The sequence below is a fragment of the Enterobacter cloacae complex sp. SHL022 genome (assembly GCF_049237785.1).
GTDB lineage: Bacteria > Pseudomonadota > Gammaproteobacteria > Enterobacterales > Enterobacteriaceae > Enterobacter > Enterobacter hormaechei_C.
This window is the reverse complement of sequence record NZ_JBMKJH010000006.1, coordinates 22,462-49,045: the sequence shown is the minus strand read 5'-3', so window position 1 is coordinate 49,045 and position 26,584 is coordinate 22,462. Positions and strand designations below refer to the sequence as shown.

Sequence of the window (26,584 nt, the reverse complement as noted above, 5' to 3'; positions counted from 1 at the left end):
ATTATTGTTCGCTCAAACACGCTCAAGGATCATGGCAATGCCCTGACCCACACCGATGCACATCGTACACAGCGCGTAGCGCCCGCCGCGTCGGTGCAATTCATTGCTCGCGGCCAGCGCCAGTCTGGCACCGCTCATTCCCAGCGGATGACCTAACGCGATCGCCCCGCCATTAGGGTTCACATGCTCCGCGTCATCCGGCAAACCCAGCTGACGCAGCACGCCCAGCGCCTGTGCGGCGAAGGCTTCGTTAAGCTCAATGACGTCCATATCGGTGATACTGAGTCCGGCACGTTCCAGCACCTTACGGGTGGCGGGAACCGGGCCTAATCCCATCAGGCGCGGCTCGACGCCCGCGGTCGCCATGGCCACAATGCGTGTGCGCGGGGTTAACCCCTGGGCAAGCGCCATCGGCTCGCTGGCGATAATCAGCGCCGCCGCCCCGTCGTTCACGCCGGAGGCGTTCCCCGCCGTCACCACACCGTTCTTGCGGAACGGAGCTTTCAGCGCGGCAAGCTGTTCAAGGGTGGTTTCGGCGCGCGGATGCTCGTCCACGCTCACTTCCGTTACGGCACCTTTTTTCCCCGCCACCTGTACCGGGATAATCTCCTGCGCCAGAACGCCATTCTGCTGCGCCCGCGCGGTGCGCTGTTGGCTGCGCAGGGCAAATGCATCCTGATCGGCACGGCTTATATTTAACAATTCCGCTACATTCTCTGCCGTTTCCGGCATGCTGTCAGTTCCGTATTGCTGATGCATGAGCGGATTCACAAATCGCCAGCCGATGGTGGTGTCGAAGATCTCCGCCTGACGCTGAAACGCCGCGGTGGCTTTGCCCATCACGAACGGCGCACGGGACATGGATTCGACGCCACCGGCGATCAGCAGATCGCCATCCCCGGCCTTAATGGCGCGTGCCGCAAAGCCAAGGGCATCCAGACCGGAGCCGCACAGGCGGTTAATGGTGGTACCGGAAACGGTCTGCGGCAGCCCGGCCAGCAGCGACGACATGCGCGCTACGTTGCGGTTATCCTCTCCGGCCTGATTTGCGCAGCCGAAGATCACATCATCTATGCGCTCCAGATCGAGCTGCGGGTAACGCGCCAGCAGCGCACGCAGCGGCACGGCCCCTAAGTCATCGGCACGCACGCTGGATAATCCTCCACCGTAGCGACCGACCGGGGTACGCACACCCTCACAAATAAATGCGTCACGCATCAGGCTTCTCCTGTCACACTGCCGCCGGTGCGGTGCGATTTCCCGCGAAAAAGAGCGACGGTTTTCTGGTGTTGGTTCTGAATTTCAATGTCGTATACGCCGGTCAGTTTGCCCTGATGCTTCACCCGCGCGGTAGCGGTCAGCTTATCGCCGGCAAAGCCCGGACGCAGAAAATCGATGGCGCAGCCTGAGGCCACCGCCGCCAGCCCCTGACTGTTGCAGGCGTAGGCAAAGGCGGTATCGGCCAGCGAGAACAGCTGTCCGCCGTGGCAGGTTTTATGCCCGTTGAGCATCTGCGGGGTGATGGTCATGGTCACCACCGCGTAGCCCTCGCCCATGTCGAGAATGTCCATCCCCATCGCCTGCGCGCAGGCGTCCCGTTCGTACATCGCGCGGGCGTTATGCCAGGCGTTATGACTCATAGCTACTCTCCAGAAGCGCACGCTGGCGCAGCAGTGAACAGGGGCGATAGCGTTCCTCGCCGTAGTGACGTTGCAGGTTCTCCAGCAGCGTTAACAGACGCTGCCAGCCAAGGCGCTCGCCCCAGGCGATGGGCCCGCAGGGATAGTTGACCCCTAAGCGCATGGCGGTATCGATGTCTTGCTCGCTGGCGACCCCTTTTTGCAGGGCGTCCAGCGCTTCGTTGGCAATCATCGCTACCGTGCGCCAGACCAGCAGGCCGGGGTAATCGGCAATCTGGACCACCCGTTTCTGCTGGTGCTGCAACCAGTAAATGGCTTTCTGCGTGGCGGCGTGCGGGTTGCCGGGTGCGGCGGCTATCACGGCCACATCCCGCTCGATGCGGTCGACCACCACCACCGGGCAGCCGTGGCGCAGCGCCAGCGACTGCGCGGTTTCACCCTGCGTTTCGATCAGCAACAGATCGTCAATTTCCGTGACACCGTCACTTCTTCGCTGTACGCGCATGGGGTTGAAGCTGTCGCTGACCGGGGCGAGCCAGCTGACGGTGGGTTTGTCCTCCAGCCAGCGGTAAACGCCCTGCCCGCTTTTCTTACCCAGACGCCCCGCCAGCACCAGCTCCTGCTGCACCAGCGACGGCAGAAAACGACGCTCCTGCCAGAAGGCATTAAACACGGAGCAGGTCACGGCAAAGTTGACGTCCTGACCAATCATGTCCGTCAGCTCAAGCGGCCCCATCGGGAAGCCTCCGCCGTCTCGCAGGGCGGCGTCAATCACCTCGGGCGTTGCCACCTGCTCTTCCAGCGCGCGCCAGGCTTCCGAGTAGAACGGGCGCGCCACGCGGTTGACGATAAACCCCGGCGTGGACTGGCAGCGTACCGGCTGCTTTCCCCAGCTCAGCGCCAGCTCGCACAGCGCATCGGCCACTTCTGGTGAGGTCGCCAGCCCGCTGACCACCTCCACCAGCTTCATCACCGGGGCAGGATTGAAGAAGTGCAGCCCGGCGACGCGTTCAGGGTGGTTTATCTCCGCCGCAATAGCGGTAACGGAAATGGACGAGGTATTGCTGGCGAGCAGCGTCTGCGGCGGACAAACCTCTGCCAGCTGGGTAAACAGCGCCTTTTTCACTTCAAGCCGCTCGGAGGCCGCCTCGATCACCAGATCGGCTTTCGCCAGAGCACTGATATTCGTCACCGGCGTCAGGCGGGCGAGGATCTGCTCCCCGGCGTCGGCAGAGAGTTTTCCACGCGCAACGCGTGAGGACAGCCGCTGGCGAATGCCGTCGACGGCGCGGGAAATCGCCGCTGCGTCAATGTCGTACACCAGAACCGGATGACCGTGGCTGGCTGCCACTTCGGCAATCCCGGCGCCCATGGTGCCGCTGCCAATGACGGCGACCGTATGGATATTCACCATCTTATTTCCCCGTAAAGTTCGGCGCGCGTTTTGCCAGGAACGCGCTGACGCCTTCCCGGTAGTCGTCGCTGCGTCCGGCCAGGCGTTGATAGTCGCGCTCCAGATCAAGCTGGGCGTCGAGGGTGTTGGTTTCGGCGGCATTGATCGCCTGCTTGATCAAGCCCAGGCCAAAGGTCGGCTGCGAGGCAAAATGCAGCGCCATCTGCTGTGCGGTGGCGGAGAGCTGCTCGTCGTCCACCACCTGCCAGATCATTCCCCAGGCCTGTGCCTGCTCGGCGCTGAGCTTATCGCCCAGCAATGCCAGCCCCATGGCGCGGGCGCGTCCGGCCACGCGCGGCAGCAGCCAGGTGCCGCCGCAGTCCGGGACGAGGCCGAGCTTGCTGAAGGCCATCACAAAACTGGCGGAGCGCGCCGCAATCACCATGTCGCAGCCGAGGGCCAGCGTCGCCCCCGCGCCCGCCGCCACGCCGTTAACCGCGCAAATCACCGGCTTCGGCAGTTTTGCCAGGCGGCGCACCAGCGGGTTGTAAAAAGTCTCAACGGACATGCCCAGATCGGGCGCCGGGCCGTTCGGGTCGACGTTACGGTCGTTGAGATCCTGCCCGGCGCAGAAACCGCGTCCTGCCCCGGTGATCAGCAGGCAGCGGATGGCGTCATCGCGCTCGGCCTGCTTCAGGCATTCGGAAAGCTGCTGGTGCATGACGTCGTTAAAGCTGTTCAGGCGCTCCGGGCGGTTCAGCGTAATGGTCATTACGCCCTGCTCAACATGGCTCAGAATAGATTCCACAATTAGCGTCCTTTAAAGTCTGGGGTGCGTTTTTGTAAAAAGGCGTTGATCCCTTCCCGGCGATCGTCGGTGGCCGCGAGCAGCGCAAACAGCTGACGCTCCTGCGCCAGCCCGGCCTGAAGCGGAACTTCCTGCGACTGGCGAAGCGCCTGCTTCGCCGCCTGTAGCGCCAGCGGCGAATGGCGCGCCATCAGCGCCGCCTGCTTCAGGGCGTACTCCAGCGTCAGCGAGGCCGGGTAGACGTCGCTGACCAGCCCGGCGCTGTGCGCCTGCACCGCCGTGATGCTTTCGCCCGTCAGCACCATTTTGCTGGCCAGCGATTTGCCTACGCTGCGGATCAGCCGCTGGGTGCCGCCTGCGCCCGGCATGATCCCGAGGGTGATTTCCGGCAGGCCAAAACGGGCGTTATCGCCAGCAATCACGACATCGCAGAGCAGCGCCAGCTCACAGCCTGCCCCCAGCGCGAAGCCGTTTACGGCGGCAATCAGCGGTTTGGTGAAGGCATTGATCCGCGCCCACAGCTGCGGACGGATATCGTTCAGGGTGGCGGGCAGGTCTTTCTCCGCCATTTCGTTGAGATCGGCCCCGGCGGCAAAGCAGCGTTCGTTGCCGTACATCACGCAGACGGCGATCTCAGCATCCGCGGCGGCGGCCTCAAGCTGCTCCGCGATTTGCAGGAGCAGCGCATTGTTGAGCGCGTTGCGCGCCGCCGGACGGTTAAGCGTTAGCTGCAACACGCGGCCATGACGGGTAACAATCAGTTCGCTCATGCCATCCCCTTCGCATCAAAATCGACGATAACGTCGGCGGTTAACGGCAGCGCCTGACAGCTCAGCACATAGCCTGCGGCCAGCTCGTCCGGCTCCAGGCTGTAGTTGGTCGCCATATCGACTTTCCCACGCAGCACTTTGCATTTGCAGGTGGCGCATACGCCGCCCTTGCAGGCGTAAGGCAGATCCGCCCCCTGACGCAGGGCCGCGTCAAGAATGCTTTCGTCGTCCGCCGTCAGGGTGATCTCCCTGTCGCGCCCGTCCTGACGGACGGTGACCTTCTGGCCATCGGCCTGCACGCTGGCTGTCCGTTTAACGGCGGTACCCGGCGTGTTAAAGCGCTCAAGATGGATCGCTTTTTCCGGCATACCCAGCGCTTGCAGCGCCGCTTCGGCCTCATCCATCATCGCCGACGGGCCGCAGATGAAGGCTTCATCGTACTGACGGAAATTCACCAGCGTTTTTGCCAGCGCCTGGAGCTTTTCCCCGTCAATGCGGCCATGGAGCAGATCGCTGTCGAGCGTCTCCTGGCTGAAGATGGCGATCAGCTGCAAACGCTGCGGGTATTTATCTTTCAGGTCTGCCAGCGCCCGGCGGAACATCATGCTCTGGCTGCTGCGGTTGCCGTAAATCAGGGTGAAGTGGCTGTGGGCTTCAGTGGCCAGCGTAGCGGACATAATCGCCAGCATCGGGGTGATCCCGGACCCGGCGGCAATCGCCAGATAATGGCCTTCGCGTTCGGCCTGCGGCTGGTAGCCAAAATGCCCCTGGGGCACCATCACCTCCAGCGCCATGCCCGGTTTGATCTCGTCCCGGGCATAGCGGGAAAAACGTCCGCCCTCGATGGCTTTGACCGCCACGCTGATCTCACCGCACGCGGTGCTCCGGCAGATGGAGTAGCAGCGGCGCAGTTCATCCCCGCCAGGGCTGGCTTTCAGGGTCAGATGCTGACCGGGACGGAAGCGGTACGCCTCCTGTAACGCCTGCGGCACCGCGAAGGTAATGGTCACCGCGTCGCGGGTTTCGGGTTCCACTTTTGCCACTGTTAATGAATGAAACGTTGTCATGGCAGCCTCAAATACATTTGAAATAGTCGAAGGGCTCACGGCAGGTATTGCAGCGGTAGAGCGCTTTGCAGGCCGTGGATCCAAATTCACTGATAAGCGAGGTATCGGTGCTCGCACAGCGCGGGCAGCTCACCTCCGCGGGAACGTGGGCATGGCAGCTATGGCCAACAGGCGGGCTGATGCCATATTCACGCAGGCGCCTGCGGGCATCGTCGGTCATCCAGTCGGTGGTCCAGGCGGGCTCCAGTTGCAGCACAATATGTACCGGGCTAAAGCCGTTTCCGGTCAGGGTTTCGCGGATCGCCCCCAGCAGATGCTCCGTTGCCGGACAGCCCGAATAGGTTGGCGTGAAGCCGATGACCCAGCCTTCCCCCTGTGCCTTCACGCTGCGCACCATGCCCAGGTCGGTGATGGTCAGCACCGGCACTTCCGGGTCGGGGATCTGGCTTAACAGCGCCCAAATCTGCGGGATTTGTGCAGGCGCGATGTCGACGAGGCGTTGCATGGCGTCCTCCTTTACCACTGCTGGCCGGGGTAAACGCGCTGGAGATACTGCATCTCTGCCAGCATCGGCCCGAGGTGTTCGGTATGTAGCCCCTTCTTACCGCCCGTGCGATACGCCACCTCTTCGGGCACGCGGAGGGTGGCTTCCGCCAGGCCAGCAAACACTTCGCGCTCCCACGGGTCCCGCAGGTCGCGCGGATCAACCGCCACGCCGTCATCAATTAGCGCCAGCTCGACCTCGTCAGCGTCGAACAGTTCAGCCGTAAAGCGCCACAGGCTATCCACCGCCTGCTGCATTTTTTGTGCGGAGGTTTCTGTTCCGTCCCCCAGCCGCACCAGCCAGCCGCGGCTAAAGCGCAGGTGATAGCGCGCCTCCTTAATGGCTTTTGCCGCGATGGCGGCAAGCTGACTGTCGCTGCTGTGGATCAGCCGCTCGTAGAGCGCCACGTTCCACGCATCCATCAGATACTGACGGGCAATGGTGTCGGCGAAGCTGCCGTTTGGCTGTTCCACCAGCAGCAAATTGCGGAACTGACGCTCATCGCGGCCATAGGCCAGGGTATCTTCATCACCCTTACCTTCCCGTTCAGCGGCGTAGGTCAGGAAATTGCGCGCCTGCCCGAGCAGATCAAGGCCGATATTGGCGAGCGCCAGGTCAATTTCCAGCTCCGGCGCGTGGCCGCACCAGGCGCCCAGACGCTGTGAGAGCACCAGACCGTTGTCGCCCAGACGCAGGGCATAAGCAGATACGTTGTTCATCCCCAACCTCACATATGCTCGATACCATCAGGGATGGTGTAAAACGTCGGATGGCGGTAGACCTTGCTTTCCGCCGGATCGAAAAACTCCCCGCTCTCTTCCGGCTGGGAAGCGACGATTTCACTCGCCTTCACCACCCAGATAGAACAGCCTTCGCTGCGGCGGGTATAGGCATCGCGCGCGTTTTCCAGCGCCATGCGGTCGTCGGCAGCGTGAAGGCTGCCTACATGCCGGTGCGACAGCCCCTGCTTCGAACGGACAAAAACTTCGTATAACGGCCAGTAAACGTTGCTCATGGTTGATTCCTCTTATGCGGCCTGGCGGGCGCGTTGTTTTTCCGCGTGGGCCAGAGCGGCTTCACGCACCCATGCGCCGTCGTCCCAGGCTTTACGTTTTGCGGCCAGACGTTCGTGGTTGCAGATCCCGCGCCCGTTGATCACCTCGTCAAATTCCTGCCAGTCGATTTCGCCGAAGCGGTAGTGACCGCTCTCTTCATCGAAACGCAGGTCGGGATCCGGCACGGTCATGCCGAGCATCTCCACCTGAGGCACCGTGTTGTCCACGAAGCGCTGGCGAAGCTCATCGTTGCCAAAGCGTTTGATCTTCCAGGCCAGACTGCGGGCGCTGTTTGGGGAGTTGTCGTCGTTGGGTCCGAACATCATCAGCGCGGGCCACCAGAAGCGGTTGATGGCGTCCTGCAACATCTGCCGCTGGGCTTCGCTACCCTGCGCCAGCGCCATGCAGGCCTCAAAACCCTGACGCTGGTGAAAGCTCTCTTCTTTACAAATCTTCACCATCGCCCGGGCATACGGGCCGTAAGATGTACGGCACAGCGCCACCTGGTTCACAATGGCCGCCCCGTCCACCAGCCAGCCAATGACCCCGATATCGGCCCAGCTCAGGGTTGGATAGTTGAAGATGGAGGAGTATTTCATCTTGCCGTCGAGCATCTTTTGATAGATGTCCTCCCGGGCGCAGCCCAGCGTTTCCGCCGCGCTGTAAAGGTACAGGCCATGTCCGGCTTCATCCTGCACCTTCGCCAGCAGAATGGCTTTCCGGCGCAGCGTCGGTGCGCGGGTGATCCAGTTCCCTTCCGGCAGCATGCCGACAATCTCAGAGTGGGCGTGCTGTCCAATCTGGCGGATCAGCGTCTTGCGGTAGGCATCCGGCATCCAGTCCTGCGGCTCGATGGCCGTCTCCTGTGCGATGCGTTGCTCAAAGCGTTGTTCTTGCGTCACATAACCACCTTTGTGATTCGTTAAATCACCACAAATAGCAAAATGGTGAATCATTTGGTTTCTTAAAAGTTACACAAAGGTTAAATATAACCCCAAGAAGCGTTTGTTTATTTTGTGACGACGCTCGCAAGCCTTTTCATGAAAGGCCGATGGCGCAAGGCTTTCTGTTGGTCAGGCCAAGCAATACAGATCACAACGTTAACAATTCATTAAAACTCAGCTTGATTTTTATGATTCGAGATCAAACTATTTATAGTGAAATCACGAAACATCTGGAGAGAAGAAATGCAGCAGTTAGCCAGCTTCTTGTCCGGCATCTGGCAATCAGGCCGGGGCCGCGAGCGCACCATCACCCACGCCATCAGCGGGGAAACGCTATATCAAGTCACCAGCGAAGGGCTGGATATGGCGGCCGCGCGCCGTTACGCCATTGAACACGGCGGAGAAGCGCTCCGCGCAATGAGCTTTATCGAGCGCGCCGCCATGCTGAAGGCGGTGGCCAAACATCTGCTGAGCCAGAAGGATCGGTTTTATGCCCTGTCAGCCCAGACCGGCGCGACGAAGGCTGACAGCTGGGTGGATATTGAAGGCGGTATCGGCACCCTCTTCACCTACGCAAGCCTCGGCAGCCGTGAGCTGCCGGACGATACCCTGTGGCCGGAGGATGAGCTGATCCCACTGTCGAAGGAAGGCGGCTTTGCGGCACGTCACGTGTTAACGTCGAAATCCGGCGTGGCGGTGCATATCAACGCGTTCAACTTCCCGTGCTGGGGGATGCTGGAAAAGCTCGCGCCCACCTGGCTTGCCGGGATGCCCGCCATCATCAAGCCCGCCACCGCCTCCGCGCAGGTGACTCAGGCGATGGTGAAAGCGATCGTGGAGAGCGGACTGGTGCCGGACGGCGCCATCAGCCTGATCTGCGGTGGCGCGGGCGATCTGCTGAACCACCTCGACAGCCAGGACGTGGTGACGTTTACCGGGTCGGCCAGCACCGGGCAGAGCCTGCGCGTCCACCCGAATATCGTCGCACATTCCATTCCGTTTACCATGGAAGCAGATTCTCTTAACTGCTGCGTGCTGGGTGAGGACGTGACGCCGGAACAGCCGGAGTTTACGCTGTTTATCCGCGAAGTGGTGCGCGAGATGACCGTCAAAGCCGGGCAAAAATGTACCGCCATCCGCCGCATCATCGTGCCTGAAGCGCAGGTTGAAGCCGTCAGCCAGGCGCTGATTGCGCGGCTGGTGAACGTGGTCGTCGGCGATCCGGCCCAGGAAGGGGTGAAGATGGGGGCTCTCGTCAACAGTGAGCAACGTGCTGACGTGCAGGAAAAAGTCGATCATCTGCTGGCCTCGGGCTGCCAGATCCGTCTGGGTGGTAAAGCTGATTTGCAGGCGCCTGGCGCATTCTTCCCACCCACCCTGCTGTTCTGCCCGCAGCCGGACGAAACCCCGGCCGTTCACGCCACCGAAGCCTTTGGCCCCGTCGCAACCCTGATGCCCTGCCGTAACACCGAGCACGCCATGCAGCTGGCGCGGGCGGGCGGCGGCAGCCTGGCGGGAACGCTGGTTACGGCAGATACCCGCGTGGCGCGGCAGTTTATTGCTGGTGCCGCGCGCGCCCACGGACGCATTCAGATCCTCAACCAGGAATCCTCGAAAGAATCTACCGGCCACGGTTCACCGTTGCCGCAGCTGGTGCACGGTGGTCCGGGACGTGCGGGCGGCGGCGAAGAGCTGGGCGGCCTGCGCGCTGTGAAGCACTATCTTCAGCGCACAGCCATTCAGGGCAGCCCGTCCATGCTCGCCGCGATCGGTAAACAGTGGGTCCGTGGCGCGGAGGTGCAGGAAGATCGCGTTCATCCGTTCCGTAAATACTTCGAGGAGTTACAGCCGGGCGACAGCCTGCTGACCCCGCGTCGTACCCTGACGGAAGCGGATATCGTGAATTTTGCCTGCCTGAGCGGGGATCATTTCTACGCCCATATGGACAAAATTGGCGCGGCGGAGTCGATTTTTGGTGAGCGCGTGGTACACGGTTATTTCCTGATTTCCGCCGCGGCGGGGCTGTTTGTCGATGCCGGGGTTGGGCCGGTTATTGCCAACTATGGCATGGAAAACCTGCGCTTTATCGAGCCGGTCAAGCCGGGTGATACCATTCAGGTGCGCCTGACCTGTAAACGTAAAACGCTGAAGAAACAGCGCACTGCCGAGGAAAAACCCACCGGCGTGGTGGAATGGGCTGTGGAGATCTTCAACCAGCACCAGCAGGCCGTGGCGCTCTACTCCATCCTGACGCTGGTGGCGCGCCAGCAGGGTGACTTCTGACACACCTCTTTCTTGCCGGGTGTCGCTCCGCTTACCCGGCCTACAACTACCTGACCGGGGGTGTGATGCACCCCCGCTCTTTTTTAACCTGGCAAGACTGACAAACAACCTGGCAGATGCAGGCAAACGCTTTTCGTGCGCGCCTGTCAGGATAACGCTGACACTACACAATAAACACAACAAGATGAGGTCTGCGATGGGAAGCAATTCTTCTTTTTCTGCCCGTAGAACGGCACTGGCCATGGCCGTTGCGCTCTGTTGCGCCTGGCAATCCCCTGTTTACGCTCACGGCAGCGAGGCGCATATGGTCCCGATGGACAAAACGCTTCAGGCGTTTGGCGCGGACGTGCAGTGGGATGATTACGCCCAGATGTTCACCATCGTCAAAGACGGTGCCTTTGTGAAGGTCAAACCCGGCGCAAATACCGCCATCGTTAACGGCAAACCGCTGACGCTCCAGGTGCCCGTGGTGATGAAGAACAATAAGGCGTATATCCCGGAGACCTTTATCAACGATGTCTTTCAGTCCGGTCTTGATCAGACATTCCAGGTTGGAAAAAGCCCCCACCCGTTAAACGCGCTGACGGCTGATGAAATCAACCAGGCCGTAGCAATCGTGAAAGCCTCAGCGGATTTTAAACCCAATACCCGCTTTACCCAGATTGCGCTGGCGGAGCCAGAAAAGGCCAAAGTCTGGGACTTTGTGCTTAACGGCACGGCGGTGGATGCGCCCCGTCAGGCCAATATCATCATGCTTGATGGTAAACACATCATCGAAAGCCGGGTGGATCTGAAGGAGAAAAAGATCCTCCGCTGGGAGCCGATAAAAGACGCGCACGGCATGGTGCTGCTGGATGACTTCAATACCGTGCAGCAGATCATCAATGAAAGCCCGGAATTTGCCGCCGTGCTGAAAAAGCGCGGCATTACCGACCCGAAGAAAGTGATCACCACCCCGCTTACCGTCGGCTTTTTTGACGGCAAGGATGGGCTGAAACAGGAAGACCGCCTGCTGAAAGTGATCAGCTATCTCGACGTGGGCGACGGTAACTACTGGGCGCACCCGATCGAAAACCTGGTTGCGGTGGTGGATCTCGAGCAGAAGAAAATCCAGAAGATTGAGGAAGGCCCGGTCGTGCCGGTGCCGCTCACGCCGCGCCCTTATGATGGCCGTGACCGCGTTGAAACGGTGAAAAAACCGCTGGAGATTATCGAGCCGGAAGGCAAGAACTACACCATCACTGGGGATAGGGTGCACTGGCAGAACTGGGATTTTCATCTGAGCCTGGACTCACGCGTCGGCCCGATAATCTCCACCGTGACCTATAACGACAACGGCAAAAAGCGACAGGTGATGTATCAGGGGTCGCTCGGCGGCATGATTGTGCCGTACGGCGACCCGGATATCGGCTGGTACTTTAAAGCCTACCTGGACTCCGGCGATTACGGCATGGGTACCCTGACCTCCCCGCTGGTGCGCGGCAAGGATGTTCCGTCTAACGCCGTGATGCTCAACGAAACCATCCCGGATTACACCGGCGCGCCAATGGAGATCCCCCGGGCGATCGCCATTTTCGAGCGTTACGCCGGGCCGGAATATAAGCATCAGGAATTAGGAAAACCCAACGTCAGCACCGAACGCCGCGAGCTGGTGGTGCGCTGGGTCAGCACCGTGGGTAACTATGATTACATCTTCGACTGGGTATTCCACGAAAACGGCACTATCGGCATTGATGCAGGGGCCACGGGCATTGAAGCGGTGAAAGGCGTGCAGACGAAAACCATGCATGATGCCACCGCGAAGGATGACACCCGATACGGAACGCTGATCGACCATAATATTGTCGGTACCACCCACCAGCACATCTACAACTTCCGTCTGGATATGGACGTGGACGGCATCAACAACAAGCTGGTGGCCATGGATCCCGACGTCAAACCGAACACCGCTGGCGGACCGCGCACCAGCACCATGCAGGTTAATCAGTATGATATTGATACCGAACAGCAGGCGGCGCAGAAGTTTGACCCGGGCACCATCCGCCTGCTGAGCAATACCAGCAAAGAGAACCGCATGGGCAACCCGGTCTCATATCAGATCATCCCTTACGCGGGCGGTACACACCCGGTAGCGTCCGGCGCGAAGTTTGCCCCGGACGAGTGGATTTATCACCGCCTGAGCTTTATGGATAAACAACTGTGGGTAACGCGTTACCATCCCGACGAGATGTACCCGGAGGGAAAATACCCGAACCGTTCCACGCACGATACCGGCCTCGGCCAGTACAGCAAAGATAACGAGTCGCTGAACGACCAGGATAACGTCATCTGGATGACCACCGGCACCACCCATGTCGCCCGTGCCGAGGAGTGGCCGATAATGCCGACGGAATGGGTGCACACGTTGCTCAAGCCGTGGAATTTCTTTGACGAGACGCCAACGCTCGGCAAGAAGAAAGCCGAGCAAAAATAAGCAAACGCCGGGCGCAATGCCCGGTTTTTTTGTGCAAACATTTGAGGAATAATCGAGCCTGCTTATAGTTAACACTACCTGGCTTTAGCGAGCTATCCACCGGACGGGAAGAAAACCATAATGGAAAAAAGACACAACGCAACGCCAGAACCCGCGACATGGCCTACCCGTAAATCAATGGTTGTTCACGGGCTGGCCGTGAACCTGCCGTGGCTCGCCTTTGTGAATGCCAGCTTTGCCCTTATGGTCCTGCTGCGCAATTCGCTGTTCGGCCATATCGATGCTCTCCTGCACATCAGCCCCCCTCTGCGGCAGATGATAGACGCCTCCATGCTTGGCGTGGTGATCCTTTCCGTGGCGCTGGTGATCATGGCCTGGCGCCACATCCGCGGCGTCAGCGCCGTTTTGTTTATGTGCAGTCTGCTGTGGTCGATAAGTTGTTACTGGTTTATCAACGTGTTACATCTTCCGCATCCCTGGCCTATATTCGTTACCCTGCTGATGGCCGGTATGACCGCGCTCTATTTTCACCCGGTGGCACTGCTCTGCTTCACCGTTCCGCTATGGATAAGCCTGCCCGTTGCCAGCATGCTGCTGAATCAGGAAATTAATTATCGCTTCGCCGGGCTGTGGGTGGTGTTCACCTTCATTCTCGTGTGCGGGCGCTATATCCTGTTGAGCTGGTTTGAAGAGGCGTGGCGTCGCAACCAGCAGAATCAGCGTTTAATTTCGCGGCTGGATGCGCTGGCCCATCAGGATCCGCTGACGAAAACGGCCAACCGGCGGGCGATGGAGCTGGTGCTGGAAAACGCCGTGGAGCAAGGCAAACGCTTCGCGGTGCTGATGCTGGATGTCGATTACTTCAAACTGTATAACGACACCTATGGTCACCAGGCGGGAGACGCGTGTCTCGCGCGGGTGGCAGAGGTGCTGAACACCTCGGTGCGCACGCCAGAGGATGTGGTTTCGCGCTACGGTGGTGAGGAGTTCGTCGTGATCCTCTTTGACTGTGAAGAAAGCGTTGCTGAGAAAGTCGCCGCGCGGATCCAGGCTGGCCTGCGCACCGCAGCCATTGCGCACAGCGCGTCGAAGGTGAGTGAATGTGTGACGGTGAGTATGGGCATTGCCGGCTATACCCCAGGACTGGCCGGCCCGGAAATCATCGCCCGCGCCGATGCGGCGCTGTACAGGGCGAAGGAGGCCGGGCGGGATCGGTGGTCGCTGTAAGTTACGCCGGTTGGCGGCTACGCCTTACCCGGCGTTTTATTAATACCGCACACACACCGACTTAGTTTCACACCAGCCATCCAGCCAGTCGGGGCCGAAATCGCGCCCGGTGCCAGACTGCTTCATGCCGCCGAACGGCAGGTTGGCGTCTATCAGCGTGTGGCTGTTCACCCACACGGTTCCGGCCTGTAACCTGTCGGTGTACGCCAGCGCTTTACTGATGTTCTGCGTCCAGACGCTGGCCGTTAAGCCATATTCAGTGTCGTTCGCCAGCTGAAGCGCCTCTTCCCCGTCGGCCACACGGACCAGGTTCACCACCGGCCCGAAGACCTCTTCACGCGTCAGTCGCAGATGATTATCCGGGTTGACCACCAGCGTTGGCGAAACGTAATAGCCTTTGCCGTCTGGCCCCCGGTTCCCGGCGATCAGCTCCGCATTGTGCGCCTTCGCCTCATCCAGGAACGCCTGAACCTTATCGCAATGGGCGCGCGACACCAGCGGGTTGATAAACGCATCCGGCGACATGCCCGGCCCGACGCTCAGAGATTTCACGGCCTGTTCAAAGCCGCTGACCAGCGTGTCGAACAGCGGAGCCTCAATATAAATACGCGAGCTGGCCGCGCAGACCTGCCCCTGATTCAGGAAGCTGCCGGTCATCAGCCCTTCAATTACCCACGCCGGATCGGCGTCTTTCAGCACGATGGCCGGGTTTTTGCCGCCCAGCTCCAGCGTCACGCCCGTTAGCGTATCCGCAGCCACGCGGGCAATCTGCTTGCCCGTCGCCGTCGAACCGGTAAAGCTTACTTTGGCAATGCGCGGGTGCGAGGTCAGCGCCGCGCCACAGACGGCGCCACTACCGGTCACCACGTTGAACACGCCATCCGGGATCCCCGCCTCGCTCGCCAGTTCCGCCACCCGTAACAGGGTGAGCGGCGTGGTTTCCGAGGGTTTGATCACGATGGAGCAACCTGCCGCCAGCGCGGGCATCACTTTCCACATGCCAATCATCAGCGGGAAGTTCCACGGCACAATCCCCGCCACGACTCCCACCGGCTCTTTACGCGTCCACGCCTGATAACGCGCGCCCTGCGGCAGTGGAATCGAGAGATCGAGGGTTTTACCGGCAATTTTGGTGGTCAGCCCTGCCGTGTAGCGCATCCAGTTCAGGGTGCATCCCACCTCGAAGGCGCGGGAGATGTTAATGGATTTCCCCTGCTCCAGGGTTTCGAGCTGTGCCAGCTCTTCGCCATGCTGTTCCACCAAATCGGCAAACCGCAGCAGGATGCGTTCCCGCTCTGCCGGCAGACGCCCTGCCCAGCTTCGGGCGACAAAGGCGCGCCAGCCAGACATCACCGCACGATCGACATCATCGACGCTGGCATCGGCGGTGGATGCAATAACCTCTCCGGTCGCCGGGTTGTAGACGTTCAGACGCTTTTCGCTGTCGGATGCCGCCTGACGCCCTTCGATCCACAGGCCGTGCTGGCGATCTAAAAACTGCTGCACGCCTGGCAGGATGGCGACGTGTGATTCGGACATAGGATACTCCTTCGTTATGCTTCGCAGGGTGTGTATGCAGTCTAAGAGGGGAATCGCATTCCTGCTTTTGTCTGTGTGACATTCGCTTTGTCAGCTGTGACAGGCTCCGCAAATCGTGATAATTCCCACTTATATCGCTGTAACCGTTGAGTGTTCTTTCCTATAGTCAGCCTCGTAGCCCTGACAAAATGCAACATAAATGCAACAATGCGAAAACAGTGACGGTGCAGCGAGAACATCAATGGCGTGTGCAAGCGAACAGGACAATTTTCAGCAGTGGCTGGCGCAAATTAACCAGGTTTGTGGGCGCTTTGCGGCACGTCCGTTAGAGGGGGCGTTTCTCGGCGAACTGGAAACCAGCTATACCCAAAGTCTGAAGCTGAGCACGGTGACCGCCGCAGGCGTTAAGCTTTTTCGCACCCGTCAGGAGATCAAAAACGGCAACGACGCCTGGTTCTACACCGTGTTTCAGCTGGAAGGCAGCGCCGGAATCGAACAGGACAACCAGCGCGCGATGCTGAAAGCCGGGGATATCACGCTGATTGACGCCTCCCGCCCGTGCTCCATTTACTGGCAGGAGCGTTCCCGCCAGATTTCGCTGCTGCTCCCGCGACAAATCATTGAGCAACACGCGCGTTTTCAGGAAGTGAGGTGCGCGCTGCCCCTCTCCCGCAGTCTGCCTACCGTACAGCTGAGCTACCGGCTGCTACAGGAGAGCATGGGCAATGCCGATCTCAGCGCCAGCGAAAGCGAAGCGGCGCTGGAGGCGATGGTGTGTCTGCTGCGTCCGGCCTTCCAGCAGCAACACGAGGTGCTGCCGCGCAAGGAGCGTCAGTTCCGCCACGTTCTGTCCCTGATTGATGATCATATTCAGTCGGAGGCGTTAAGACCGGAGTGGATAGCCTCAGAGAGCGGCATGTCCGTGCGGAGCTTGTACCGCATGTTTGCCGGGAAAGGGCTGGTGGTGGCGCAGTATATTAAGAACCGTCGCCTCGATTTATGCGCTCAGGCGCTGCGTTCCATCAGCGATGACGAAAAGCTCGCGGGCATTGGCTACAGCTGGGGCTTTACCGACCATAGCCATTTTTCCACCGCCTTTAAGCAGCGTTTCGGGGTTTCGCCGGGCGAATACCGTAAGCGTTACCGCTAGTTACTTTTTTAGCCACTTGCCGTTAATCCCCTTCACGTATTCACCCGGCTGGGCGCGCGCCACCAGCTTTTGTCCCGCCATTTTCGCCACCTCGTCGACGGGCAAATTATTGCTGTCAGCTAACTGCTGGTAACTTTCCGTGCGTGCGGCGTTGATACGGCTCACCAGCGCCAGGGTTTCAGCGTCGTGCTGAACGGGCGCAAGATAGCCGCTCAGGGTTTCCCCTACGCGCCCCTGGGCACGTGCATCGTTGAGCGTAAGCGTGGCGGCGTGAACGTTCATCCCCAGCGCCAGTAACATCAGAGCTAATCGTTTCATGGCATCCTCAGAACAGATCGCTGCGGGATTTCAGCAGGGCTTCAACGTCTTTATCCACCTTGATATGGATTTCATGCTCAATTTTCACGTTCATGTTGATAGTGATCGGCTCTTTGGGCGCCGCCACTTCAATGCGCGGCGTGCAGCCTGACAGCAGCGCGACGACGGCCACGGTGAGTACACCAGCCCTCTTTTTCATTGTTGTTCCTCACTTTCCTTGCCTGTCGAACCGCGGAGAAGGGGTATCGCCGCATGTTGCTCAAACCATGTTTGCAGATTGTCCCCAAAGCGCAGGCTGCGCCAGAGGGTAAAAATGTTCTCTTCATGGGTGTAATTCAGGTTTACGAAACTGCTTTTGCCCTCGACGCGGCTGGTGCCTTTAATGGCCGCCTGCATGGTTAACACACCCAGATTATCCACATTGAGTTTTGTCCACGACTGCGAAATTTCCATATAGCGGAGCCAGTTGATCGCCGCCCCGGCAACCACGTTGTCTTTCACAATGGCATCCGCCGTGTCCTGGTCGATGCGCAGCGTCATCGGCCCCGGGTTGGTCAGCCAGCCATCTTTAATGATCCATTTTTCATTGTCCAGCCAGAACGGCAGCGCGCCGCTCACCGGGCCGGACATGGCAAACTGCTTCGGATTCACCGCGCTTATCAGTTCGCTGGAGGAAATATTATCCACGCGTAGTAAAGCCGGATCGTGCTGCGGCATTCTCAACTGCTGCATGGTGATTTTCCCGCCGAGCGCTTCCACCTTCACGTTGGTGAGCAGGAGCGGGTTCGCTTCGGTCCAGGGATAATCGCCCTGGAGATCCGCGGTGATATTTCGGGCTGTGACCAGGTTTTTTACCTCGTCGATTCGTAACGTTACCGGCCCGCGCGTGCCCAGCGACCAGGTACCCTGGCTTAAGCGGAACGGCAGAACAAAATCAACGCCGTTGATTTCGTTATCCGGCATCCACGCGCTGCCCGCTTTCAGCACCCCGTGCCCCCCGGCCTCAAACCCCTGATCGGAGGCCGCTGAGAAAGCCACCTGTGCGTACATTTCGCCGCCGCGCAGGGTCAGTTTCCAGTCTGGCGGGATCAGCGGCTGGAACACCGTAAGAGACTGTTTTGGCCACCAGGCCTGACCGCGAAGGCGTTCGCCATCCCAGCGTCCATTCACCTGGACCGGGCCGATGTCGTCCGCATGCAGGTTCCCTTTAAACTGGAACACCGTCGGGTCTGTCCCGTCAACGCTGAAGGTCAAAACGGACGGCGGCAGCACGCTTCCGCCCGAGAAGCTTGTTTGCCCGGCATTGAGCGCGAGCGCGCCGCTAAAGGTGGGGTTATCCGGGTCCCGCGACCAGCGCACCGGGTGATCCAGCACCAGGCGCGGCTTGCTGACCAGCATCGTACCGTACTGCAATTTGTCGAACCCCGTGGAAAGATCGGTCAGTTCGATAACGTTGTCGCGCCACTCCCCGGTTCCCCGGACATCCCAGCGCGCATTCATCGGCGTGAAATTCCCTTTACCCCAGTAGCGCCACTGCCACAAACCGTTGTCCGGTAAAAAGTCGTTAGCCTGGCCGTCCAGATGCAGCTCAAAATCGCCCATCTCGTTTTCATGCGCCCGCAGAATGGCTTGCAGGCGGCCGTCCACGCCCTTCTGCGTGAGCTTCACGCCTGCCAGCGGCCAGCGGATCTCATCGATATCCAGCGAGTCGATGATGCGCCCGCGCGAGCGCAATAATGCGCCGGGTTCAAACGTAAGCTGCGGATCGTAAAGGCTGCCGGTCAGCTTCGCCGGGAGTCTGGCATACAGGATCAGATCGTTTTGCTTGGCTTCCCCGCTCAGGTGCAGCGGCATAGCGCTGTTTTCCATACTGAGCGAGCCGGGACCGATATTCAGCACCGCGTTGCCCTTCCCCGCATCCCCCTGGGTCAGCACATTGAGCCGCCCTGTGAAGGTGGCTTTCTCCAGCCCCTGCTGCCAGTTATCCACTTTCAGCCCGACGCGACCGCTCATCGGCATACCGGAGGCTGACCAGTTCCAGCGTCCGTCGCTGACGGTTAACTGCTGAGCGGTGATCTGCCACGGTAAATCGAGCAGTGGATCGGGGTTGTCCCGCGCCATGACCACCAGCTGGCCCTGATTGTCCTCCCAGTCCAGATCGGCATCGACCAGCGAGGATAACTGTGGCACGTTAAAGGTCGCGACCGTATGCCCTTTCACCGGCACGCCGTCCGGTACCAACGGCAGGGTAAATTCACCGATCAGCTTCACGGGCTGCGGCTGATCCGGCAGTTGCACATCGAACTGGCTGATGGAGAGCGTCTGGCCGTGCAACTGCCCCTTAATGCTCACCTGCTCGCCGTTATAAGTGATGTCCTGGCGGGCTGGCGTGAGTGAAGCATGCAGCTCACCCTCCCACTGCTGCCAGGGAGAAAGGGTAAAGCGGTGGATGGTCAGCCAGGTGTTGGGCAGGATGGCCTGCCACTGCGCCAGCGTTTTCGGCGCCACCGTTGAGGACGCTGACTGCGGTAATTTGCTCAGGCAGACAGAATTAAGTTCAAGTGCGCCAATATCCAGATCCCAACGGCTGGGGTGTGACAGGGTCACGTTTTCCACACGGGCAATTTCGCACTCTTCTACCAGATAGCGGAGATCGGGGATGATCAGGGCGTGGCGCGTGAGCCGTGGGCTTTCTTCAAACGCGATGCGCGTTCCAACAGGGAGCCAGATCCCGGCGAGCGTGGGTACCCACTGGGCGAGCGTCATCAGCAGCGTCAGCGGCACGAGTAATAGCAGCAGTAATAGCGCGATTGCGGCTTTGTATTTACCCTTCATGGGCAGTTAATATCCTGATTTTGCGAAAAAAATAAGCCGTTCTTGCCGCTCATTGTCGCATGTTTAGCCAGTCAGTTGAAGGTAATGCCATTTTTAAGAATAGATGCTCTACAATAATTCATAGAACTTATTGATTTCAATGAATTTTGAAAAATTGTAAGATGATTTTAAACATGCTAACGTGGTTCCAAAATCACTGGAGAAAGTCTTATGAAACTCGCGGTATATAGCACAAAGCAGTACGACAAAAAGTATCTGCAACATGTTAACGAGACGTACGGTTTCGATCTTGAATTTTTCGACTTTCTGCTGACTGAAAAGACGGCTAAAACCGCTCACGGCTGCGAAGGCGTGTGTATCTTCGTTAACGACGACGGTAGCCGACCGGTGCTGGAAGAGTTGAAAAAACAGGGCGTGAAATACATTGCCCTGCGCTGCGCGGGCTTTAACAACGTCGATCTCGATGCCGCCAAAGAGCTGGGTCTGAAGGTCGTTCGCGTCCCAGCCTATTCTCCGGAAGCCGTGGCTGAACATGCCGTCGGGATGATGATGTCGCTCAACCGTCGTATTCACCGTGCCTATCAGCGTACCCGTGATGCTAACTTCTCTCTGGAAGGGCTGACCGGCTTTACCATGTATGGTAAAACCGCAGGCGTGATCGGTACCGGCAAAATTGGTGTGGCCGCCCTACGCATCCTGAAAGGATTTGGCATGCGCCTGCTGGCGTTTGATCCGTACCCAAGCGCCGCTGCGCTGGAGCTGGGCGTGGAGTATGTCGATCTGAAAACGCTCTTCTCGCAGTCTGATGTTATCTCCCTGCACTGCCCGCTGACTCCTGAAAACTATCACCTGCTTAACCAGTCGGCGTTCGACCAGATGAAAGACGGCGTGATGATCATCAATACCAGCCGCGGCGGACTGATCGACTCTCAGGCGGCTATCGAAGCGCTGAAAACGCAAAAAATTGGCGCGTTGGGTATGGACGTGTATGAGAACGAACGCGACCTGTTCTTTGAGGATAAATCTAACGACGTGATTCAGGACGACGTGTTCCGTCGCCTGTCGGCCTGCCACAACGTGTTGTTCACCGGCCACCAGGCGTTTCTGACCGCCGAAGCGCTGATCAGTATATCGGAAACCACGCTGGGGAATTTACAGCAGCTTGATAAGGGCGAAGCGTGCCCTAACGCGATCGTTTAAGACCGTCAGGCCGGGCGGCTGTAACCTCTGCCCGGCCAATAACAAGCCCATCAGAAAAATAAGCACAGGTTAACTATTAAGATGGGTAACGTTCATCGTAAATATAACAATCAAGGATATGACTGTTCCGGTGTGACCATATCAGAATGAGACTCTGATGAAGGCTGCGTGATTTGCTGCACTATCGTAACCAGTTGTTCAAAAACAGCTCTCATTTGCGTCGGGTAGGTTAAAGACAACCAGGTTGCCAGCACTGCTCCAGCCAAAAAGCCCAACTTCATACACTATCCCTAATAAATTCAGCGAGATACAAGCTTTAACGTATGTGTGGTGCCGGGTGCCTCCCGGTGAGTCGTTGGTCAGCCACCTTGACCCGCTACTGATTGCCTAAGCTACACGTGCTGTTTAACCCCTCCGCACAGGGGGATTCACCACGCGAGAAAAATAACACAGTGCCCCGGCTGGTTTAGGGGATATTTCGTTTAAAAATAAATAATGACCATACAAATTTAATCTATAACTGTTTTCAGGAACCCTTCTACACTTTAAGCGGATATATCAGTAATAAGATTAATATAAGTCAGTTTTATTACGTCCCTAAATGCTGGGCTATTTACTTAGCCTTCACACGTTTTTGCCATTAGCAGAGGAGTCTGAAATATGGCATTCGTAACAACGAAAGATGGTGTCAGTATTTATTACAAAGACTGGGGTCCGAAGGATGCGCAGCCGATCGTTTTCCATCACGGCTGGCCGCTGAGCGCCGATGACTGGGATAACCAGATGCTCTTTTTCCTTGCAGAAGGCTTCCGCGTCATCGCCCTCGACCGTCGTGGTCATGGTCGTTCCGATCAGGTAAGTGAAGGTCATGATATGGATCATTATGCCTCCGACGCATCGGCCGTGGTCGAAAGCCTTGATTTGCGTAATGCAGTGCACGTCGGCCACTCCACCGGCGGGGGCCAGGTCGCCAGGTACGTTGCGAAGTACGGCCAGCCTCAGGGGCGAGTGGCCAAAGCGGTACTGGTCAGCGCCGTTCCTCCGCTGATGGTAAAATCAGACACGAACCCCGGCGGAACGCCCATTGAGGTGTTTGACGGCTTCCGCCAAGCGCTGGCCGCTAACCGCGCCCAGTTTTACCTCGACGTCGCCAGCGGTCCTTTCTATGGATTTAACCGAGACGGAGCAGAGGTTTCGCAGGGCACAATCCAGAACTGGTGGCGTCAGGGAATGATCGGTAGCGCCAAAGCCCACTATGAAGGCATTAAGGCGTTTTCAGAGACCGACCAGACGGACGATCTTAAAGCCATTACGGTTCCCGTCCTTGTGTTGCAGGGTGATGACGATCAGGTTGTCCCCTATAAAAATGCCGCCCTTCTACAGGATAAGCTGCTCGCAAACAGCGAACTCAAAATTTATCCAGGCTTCCCGCATGGGATGCATACCACGCATGCAGATACCATAAACGCCGATATACTGACATTTATTCGCTCATAAAGACGATGATTATCCATAATACAACCGGGCATCACGCCCGGTTCTCTTTTGCGGCAAGAATTGAGCGACCATTTCAGGAAGAAACGCTTACAGGAGTTTGATTTTTACTTCATACCCCTCGAGGCCCGTCATGGCCTCACGAGCGATAAACTCTATTTCAGAAACTTCCTGCCCTGTTTTTTTTCGTAACTCTGCAATTTTTTTGGCTATAAGCGCTGAAATCTCTTCCTCTGCCTTTTGTGTCAGTGCGTCAACTTTCATCTTTACCTCTTACGACCGTTAACTGTATCCATTCTCTAAATGGTTTTAACCATAACCCTTTGTAAAGCGTAGACTATCTGCGTTACGTATGCTGCATTAACCTTAAGATGAGCAGCATGATGGAGCCGTCACATTTAAACATGCATTTATGTTGCATTATTTGAACAAGCTGTTATTGTCCCAAAGCCTTAGAGCACATAAACATAAGAAAAGTTTTGACTTAAACTCGCCCCGCATCAGGGGCATTTTTTTGGCTGTCTGTAAACAAAAAACCCGCCAGAAGCGGGTTTTTGTGGTATTCGAGAAAATTATTTAAAGACTTCTGCGACGGCCTGGAAGTTAGGGCCATGCTCGCGGGCAGCGATAATGACGTAGTATTTCCCGCCCTTCTCGTCTGCCAGTTTTGAGAGTTTTTGATGAAGATCTGAAGGTGAAGAAATTTGTCCACCTGAAGCCCCTACAGATACATTACCAAGGTATTCAAGTTTGAAGTGGTGCGCTTCATCCTTGGAAATCATATCTGCCGCAGATGCGCCGAAGCTTGCTACTGTTAAAGCCAATACACTCCCTAATAGTGCTTTTTTCATATCATTCCTCCTGTTGATGAATCTATATATTTAACATTAGCACCAAATATGTAAATGATCCGTATCAATATTGTAGAAGAATTGAGCATCACGACCAGCCATCACTGACCTGAACGGCGGGTGCAGCAGTTTCATCTACTATACTGACCCTTGTAGTGAGCATTTATCTGTCCGGTTGCGCCTGAAGCAACCGAAACTTACCTGTACCATGACCATCAGGAGAACAATATGCACACGAGTAAAACCCTGAAAAGGCTGCTAGCCGTATCAGCAGTTGCAGCAATGTTCAGCACCGTTGGCGTACAAGCCCAGACGACAAGCGCCGCACAAACTCAAACTGCGGGCAAGGCTCAACCGGACGCCAGACTCAGCTCCGGCGACGAGAAAGCGTTGAAGGACATGGCGCAGGCCAATATCAACGAAGTCGCCGCCGCCAGGCTCGCCCTGGACAAGGCCCAAAGCAGTGAAGTGAAAACATTCGCTCAGAAAATGGTCGACGATCACGGCGCCGCGCTGACCAAAGTCCAGACCGTTGCCCAGAAAAAGGGCGTGGAGCTGCCGACCGAACCAGACGCCGCGCATAAAGCCCTGAACTCAAGGCTGGAAAACCAGCGTGGTGACGCTTTTGACAAAATGTATATGGAATATGCTGGCGTGAAGGACCACGAGAAGGTGCTGTCGAAGCTTAAGAGCGACGCCAGTAAAATCGACGATCCGGATGTGAAGGCTCTGGCCAACGAGCACACGCCCGTCGTTGAGCAGCATCTGAAGTCCGCCGAGCAGATGTCAACCCACTCCGGCGCATCAGCCGATAAATAACGCGTCGGTAAAACGACAATTGCAAAACAAAGTGGGGCCCGCAGGCCCCACGCTTATTTCCCCTTCCTGATGAATTATTCCGGCAAGGCGTAGACCACCACCTGATCGCCCACCTGATCCTTCAGGATCGTATTCCCGCCTGCCACGAAGGCCACATACTGGCGACCTTTATATTCATAGACTGACGGGTTCGCTACTGCCGGCGCTTCTGCCTGATCGGACCACAGCTCTTCACCGCTCTCGACCGAGTAGGCACGCACTTTGGCATCCATTGAAGCACCGATGAAGATCACGCCACCCGCCGTCACTGCCGGGCCACCAATGGTAGGTGAACCCCAGCTCTCCGGCATGAAGAAGCCATACTGCTGGGAGGCGCCAACCGGACGACGCCATTTCACATCGCCCGTATGCATGTCCAGCGCCACGATTTCGCCAAACGGCGGCTGCCAGCACGGCATGCCCAGCCAGTTGCTCGCCACCAGCAGACGCATACCGTACGGGGCGCCTTCCTGTGGGGCAAAGCCGCTTTCGTTACCGGAGTCTTTGTCTGCGTTATCGTAATCTTCGCGGCTGTAGAGCTTCACGTACTGGACGATATGCGAGGTGTTGACGATGGCGATCTGTTTTTGCGGATCGAACGCCACCCCACCCCACTGTACGCCGCCAGCGCTATCAGGATAGGTTAGCGTGCCTTCGCCCTTTGTGGTCGGCGGAGTATACATTCCCTCATAGGTCAGGTTATCCCACAGACGAGAGCACTGGCCGCCACCGACGATATCCGCCAGCTTCCAGATTTCCGGTTTTTTCGACTGGTCGAGCAGCGGTGCGGGTTTGGTCGGGAACGGCTGCGTGGGCGAGAGAACTTCACCCTGAACCGAACCATCACCCTGCGGAACCGGACGTTCTTCGATTGGCCATACGTCCTCCCCCGTCAGGCGGTTAACCACGAACAGGAAACCCTGCTTGGTGGCCTGAATCAGCGCCGGGATCTGCTTGCCGTCTACGGTGATGTCCATCAGCGTCGGGGCGGAGTTAATATCGTAATCCCAGACGTCGTGGTGTACCCATTGACGGGACCAGACCACTTTACCGGTGTTGATGTCCAGCGCGGTGGTCGAGGTACCAAGCGGAATAGCGTCCACGCGGTTGCCGCCCCAATAGTTGGGAGATGGCGATGAAACCGGGAGATAGACCAGCCCGTTGGCCTCATCGGCGGACATGTGCGTCCAGACGTTGGCGGTACCGGTACGCTTGCGAATCTCTGCCGGGATCGCCTCAAAGGTCCATTCAAGCTTACCGGTCTGGGCGTTGACTGAAAATACGGTGCCCGGAGGGGCTTCGGCATAGGCCCAGTCCTTCCCGGCCCAGCCCACCAGCAGATGGTTGCCGACAACGGTTGGCGGTTGCAGGACAGAGAGCGGATACTTCGCGTTAACGGTATTCCACTGGTTCAGATCCAACACGCCGTTATTCGCAAAGCCGCTGCAAGGTTTGCCTGAATCGGCGTCCAGCGCAAAGAGCTTGCCGTCAACGGTGCCCATATAAACCATCTTCTGGCATGCCTCTCCGCTCACCGGATTTTTGGCCTGCCAGTAGGAAACGCCGCGGTTTTTCAGCACTGGCTGGGTCAGCGCCTTGCGCGACGATTTCGTGTCATAATGCCACTTCTCTTTACCCGTACCCGGATCCAGCGCAATCAGGCGATCGAATGGCGTGCCAATGTAGAGCGTATCGTTGGCGAAAATGGGCGTTGCGGACCAGACGGTAGCTGGCGTATCGCCTTTACCATCCGAGACGTCGCCGGTATGGAATTCCCAGACTTTCGTTAATTTCCCGACATTATCCGCCGTAATTTGGGTCAGGGGGCTGTATTTCTGCGCGTTAAGCTGGCCGTGGAAGCTGTCCCAGGTGGGCGTGCCGGGCACCAGCGGCGTCGCGGGCTGGCTGGCCGAGGCGACTTTCTTTCCGTCACCGCTGCCAGTTGAGGCATCGTCGGTGGTTTTTGTGGTTCCGGGTGCCTGCTGATCGGCGGCATCAATGTTAAGCGATTCCTGGGTCCCCTGAGAGGCCTCAGTGGCCTTATCCTGCGCCTGTAGCGCGAGCGGAGCGACCAGCAGCGCCAGCGCCGTCATGCTGACTTTTATGAAGGGATAATGCTTATCGTTGTGCACGGG

General features: G+C 58.1%; 24 protein-coding genes. 7 read left to right on the top strand and 17 right to left on the bottom strand.

From position 1 onward, the window contains the following. Nucleotides 1–12: 12 nt before the first annotated feature. Genes pcaF through paaA form a run of 10 tightly spaced genes read right to left on the bottom strand, consistent with a single transcriptional unit; the run spans nt 13 to nt 8,179 of the window. Nucleotides 13–1,218 carry a 3-oxoadipyl-CoA thiolase gene (pcaF, locus tag ACOTZD_RS13645; protein ID WP_058659960.1) on the bottom strand — a complete coding sequence of 402 codons (1,206 nt, stop codon included), beginning with the start codon at nt 1,216–1,218 and terminating at the stop codon, nt 13–15. Next, nucleotides 1,218–1,640 carry a hydroxyphenylacetyl-CoA thioesterase PaaI gene (gene paaI, locus ACOTZD_RS13640; RefSeq protein WP_045342864.1) on the bottom strand — a complete coding sequence of 141 codons (423 nt, stop codon included), beginning with the start codon at nt 1,638–1,640 and terminating at the stop codon, nt 1,218–1,220. Before paaI ends, pcaF begins: the two co-directional genes overlap by 1 nt. After that, nucleotides 1,630–3,054 (bottom strand): 3-hydroxyacyl-CoA dehydrogenase PaaH, encoded by a 1,425-nt coding sequence (paaH, locus tag ACOTZD_RS13635; protein WP_127675283.1) that lies wholly within the window; start codon nt 3,052–3,054, stop codon nt 1,630–1,632. Before paaH ends, paaI begins: the two co-directional genes overlap by 11 nt. Before the next feature lies 1 nt (nt 3,055). Then, nucleotides 3,056–3,844, bottom strand: coding sequence for a 2-(1,2-epoxy-1,2-dihydrophenyl)acetyl-CoA isomerase PaaG (gene paaG / locus ACOTZD_RS13630; protein ID WP_026080707.1), 789 nt, complete (start codon nt 3,842–3,844; stop codon nt 3,056–3,058). Continuing rightward, nucleotides 3,844–4,611, bottom strand: coding sequence for a 2,3-dehydroadipyl-CoA hydratase PaaF (paaF, locus tag ACOTZD_RS13625; RefSeq protein WP_003857343.1), 768 nt, complete (start codon nt 4,609–4,611; stop codon nt 3,844–3,846). The genes paaG and paaF overlap by 1 nt, the downstream gene beginning before the upstream one ends. After that, on the bottom strand, nt 4,608–5,678 hold the full coding sequence (gene paaE / locus ACOTZD_RS13620) for a 1,2-phenylacetyl-CoA epoxidase subunit PaaE (protein ID WP_003857345.1): 1,071 nt from the start codon (nt 5,676–5,678) through the stop codon (nt 4,608–4,610). Before paaE ends, paaF begins: the two co-directional genes overlap by 4 nt. A 7-nt stretch (nt 5,679–5,685) precedes the next feature. Continuing rightward, complete coding sequence (paaD, locus tag ACOTZD_RS13615; RefSeq protein ID WP_003857347.1) at nt 5,686–6,183, bottom strand: 1,2-phenylacetyl-CoA epoxidase subunit PaaD; 498 nt, start codon at nt 6,181–6,183, stop codon at nt 5,686–5,688. Nucleotides 6,184–6,194: 11 nt separating this feature from the next. Beyond that, nucleotides 6,195–6,941, bottom strand: a complete 747-nt coding sequence (gene paaC / locus ACOTZD_RS13610) for a 1,2-phenylacetyl-CoA epoxidase subunit PaaC (protein WP_023314089.1) — start codon at nt 6,939–6,941, stop codon at nt 6,195–6,197. An 8-nt stretch (nt 6,942–6,949) separates the two neighbouring features. Further along, the gene (gene paaB / locus ACOTZD_RS13605) at nt 6,950–7,237 is read right to left on the bottom strand and encodes a 1,2-phenylacetyl-CoA epoxidase subunit PaaB (protein WP_003857353.1); all 288 of its coding nucleotides are present in this window, start codon (nt 7,235–7,237) and stop codon (nt 6,950–6,952) included. 12 nt (nt 7,238–7,249) lie between these two features. Then, nucleotides 7,250–8,179, bottom strand: coding sequence for a 1,2-phenylacetyl-CoA epoxidase subunit PaaA (gene paaA, locus ACOTZD_RS13600; RefSeq protein ID WP_003857355.1), 930 nt, complete (start codon nt 8,177–8,179; stop codon nt 7,250–7,252). Between the two features lie 285 nt (nt 8,180–8,464). On the opposite strand from paaA, the gene paaZ reads away from it, so the two are divergent. The 3 genes from paaZ to ACOTZD_RS13585 all read left to right on the top strand — a co-directional run bounded on the left by paaZ (nt 8,465) and on the right by ACOTZD_RS13585 (nt 14,204). Continuing rightward, a complete protein-coding gene (paaZ, locus tag ACOTZD_RS13595; protein WP_112017990.1) occupies nt 8,465–10,504 on the top strand; it encodes a phenylacetic acid degradation bifunctional protein PaaZ in 2,040 nt (679 codons plus the stop codon). Between the two features lie 196 nt (nt 10,505–10,700). Further along, nucleotides 10,701–12,977, top strand: coding sequence for a primary-amine oxidase (tynA, locus tag ACOTZD_RS13590; protein WP_174402341.1), 2,277 nt, complete (start codon nt 10,701–10,703; stop codon nt 12,975–12,977). A gap of 120 nt (nt 12,978–13,097) precedes the next feature. After that, the gene (locus tag ACOTZD_RS13585; RefSeq protein WP_174402340.1) at nt 13,098–14,204 is read left to right on the top strand and encodes a GGDEF domain-containing protein; all 1,107 of its coding nucleotides are present in this window, start codon (nt 13,098–13,100) and stop codon (nt 14,202–14,204) included. Nucleotides 14,205–14,243: 39 nt separating this feature from the next. On the opposite strand, the gene ACOTZD_RS13580 is transcribed toward ACOTZD_RS13585, so the two are convergent. After that, nucleotides 14,244–15,743 (bottom strand): aldehyde dehydrogenase family protein, encoded by a 1,500-nt coding sequence (locus tag ACOTZD_RS13580; protein WP_003857364.1) that lies wholly within the window; start codon nt 15,741–15,743, stop codon nt 14,244–14,246. Between the two features lie 241 nt (nt 15,744–15,984). Here ACOTZD_RS13580 and feaR point away from each other — a divergent pair, with 241 nt between their 5' ends. Next, complete coding sequence (feaR, locus tag ACOTZD_RS13575; protein WP_174402339.1) at nt 15,985–16,893, top strand: transcriptional regulator FeaR; 909 nt, start codon at nt 15,985–15,987, stop codon at nt 16,891–16,893. Here the strand turns inward: feaR and ACOTZD_RS13570 are convergent, their stop codons facing one another. The 3 genes from ACOTZD_RS13570 to ACOTZD_RS13560 are packed head-to-tail and all read right to left on the bottom strand — an operon-like array spanning nt 16,894 to nt 20,046. After that, the gene (locus ACOTZD_RS13570; RefSeq protein WP_022651144.1) at nt 16,894–17,211 is read right to left on the bottom strand and encodes a YdbL family protein; all 318 of its coding nucleotides are present in this window, start codon (nt 17,209–17,211) and stop codon (nt 16,894–16,896) included. Nucleotides 17,212–17,218: 7 nt separating this feature from the next. Continuing rightward, entirely contained in the window at nt 17,219–17,410 is a 192-nt protein-coding gene (locus tag ACOTZD_RS13565; RefSeq protein ID WP_003857369.1) for a YnbE family lipoprotein, read from the bottom strand. Continuing rightward, entirely contained in the window at nt 17,407–20,046 is a 2,640-nt protein-coding gene (locus ACOTZD_RS13560; protein ID WP_421636311.1) for a YdbH family protein, read from the bottom strand. The genes ACOTZD_RS13565 and ACOTZD_RS13560 overlap by 4 nt, the downstream gene beginning before the upstream one ends. A gap of 210 nt (nt 20,047–20,256) precedes the next feature. Between ACOTZD_RS13560 and ACOTZD_RS13555 the strand changes: the two genes are divergently transcribed. Continuing rightward, a complete protein-coding gene (locus tag ACOTZD_RS13555; RefSeq protein WP_003857375.1) occupies nt 20,257–21,246 on the top strand; it encodes a 2-hydroxyacid dehydrogenase in 990 nt (329 codons plus the stop codon). 660 nt (nt 21,247–21,906) lie between these two features. Next, nucleotides 21,907–22,743 (top strand): alpha/beta fold hydrolase, encoded by an 837-nt coding sequence (locus ACOTZD_RS13550; RefSeq protein ID WP_003857377.1) that lies wholly within the window; start codon nt 21,907–21,909, stop codon nt 22,741–22,743. Between the two features lie 87 nt (nt 22,744–22,830). On the opposite strand, the gene ACOTZD_RS13545 is transcribed toward ACOTZD_RS13550, so the two are convergent. Together ACOTZD_RS13545 and ACOTZD_RS13540 are read right to left on the bottom strand one after the other, a co-directional pair. Next, nucleotides 22,831–23,004, bottom strand: coding sequence for a GnsA/GnsB family addiction module toxin (locus tag ACOTZD_RS13545; RefSeq protein ID WP_003857379.1), 174 nt, complete (start codon nt 23,002–23,004; stop codon nt 22,831–22,833). A gap of 308 nt (nt 23,005–23,312) precedes the next feature. Next, complete coding sequence (locus ACOTZD_RS13540) at nt 23,313–23,591, bottom strand: DUF1471 domain-containing protein (RefSeq protein ID WP_003857380.1); 279 nt, start codon at nt 23,589–23,591, stop codon at nt 23,313–23,315. Nucleotides 23,592–23,819: 228 nt separating this feature from the next. Here ACOTZD_RS13540 and ACOTZD_RS13535 point away from each other — a divergent pair, with 228 nt between their 5' ends. Then, entirely contained in the window at nt 23,820–24,410 is a 591-nt protein-coding gene (locus tag ACOTZD_RS13535; RefSeq protein ID WP_003857383.1) for a DUF4142 domain-containing protein, read from the top strand. A gap of 74 nt (nt 24,411–24,484) precedes the next feature. Here ACOTZD_RS13535 and ACOTZD_RS13530 read toward each other — a convergent pair whose 3' ends face one another. Beyond that, a complete protein-coding gene (locus ACOTZD_RS13530; protein WP_023314079.1) occupies nt 24,485–26,581 on the bottom strand; it encodes a pyrroloquinoline quinone-dependent dehydrogenase in 2,097 nt (698 codons plus the stop codon). Nucleotides 26,582–26,584: the final 3 nt, after the last annotated feature.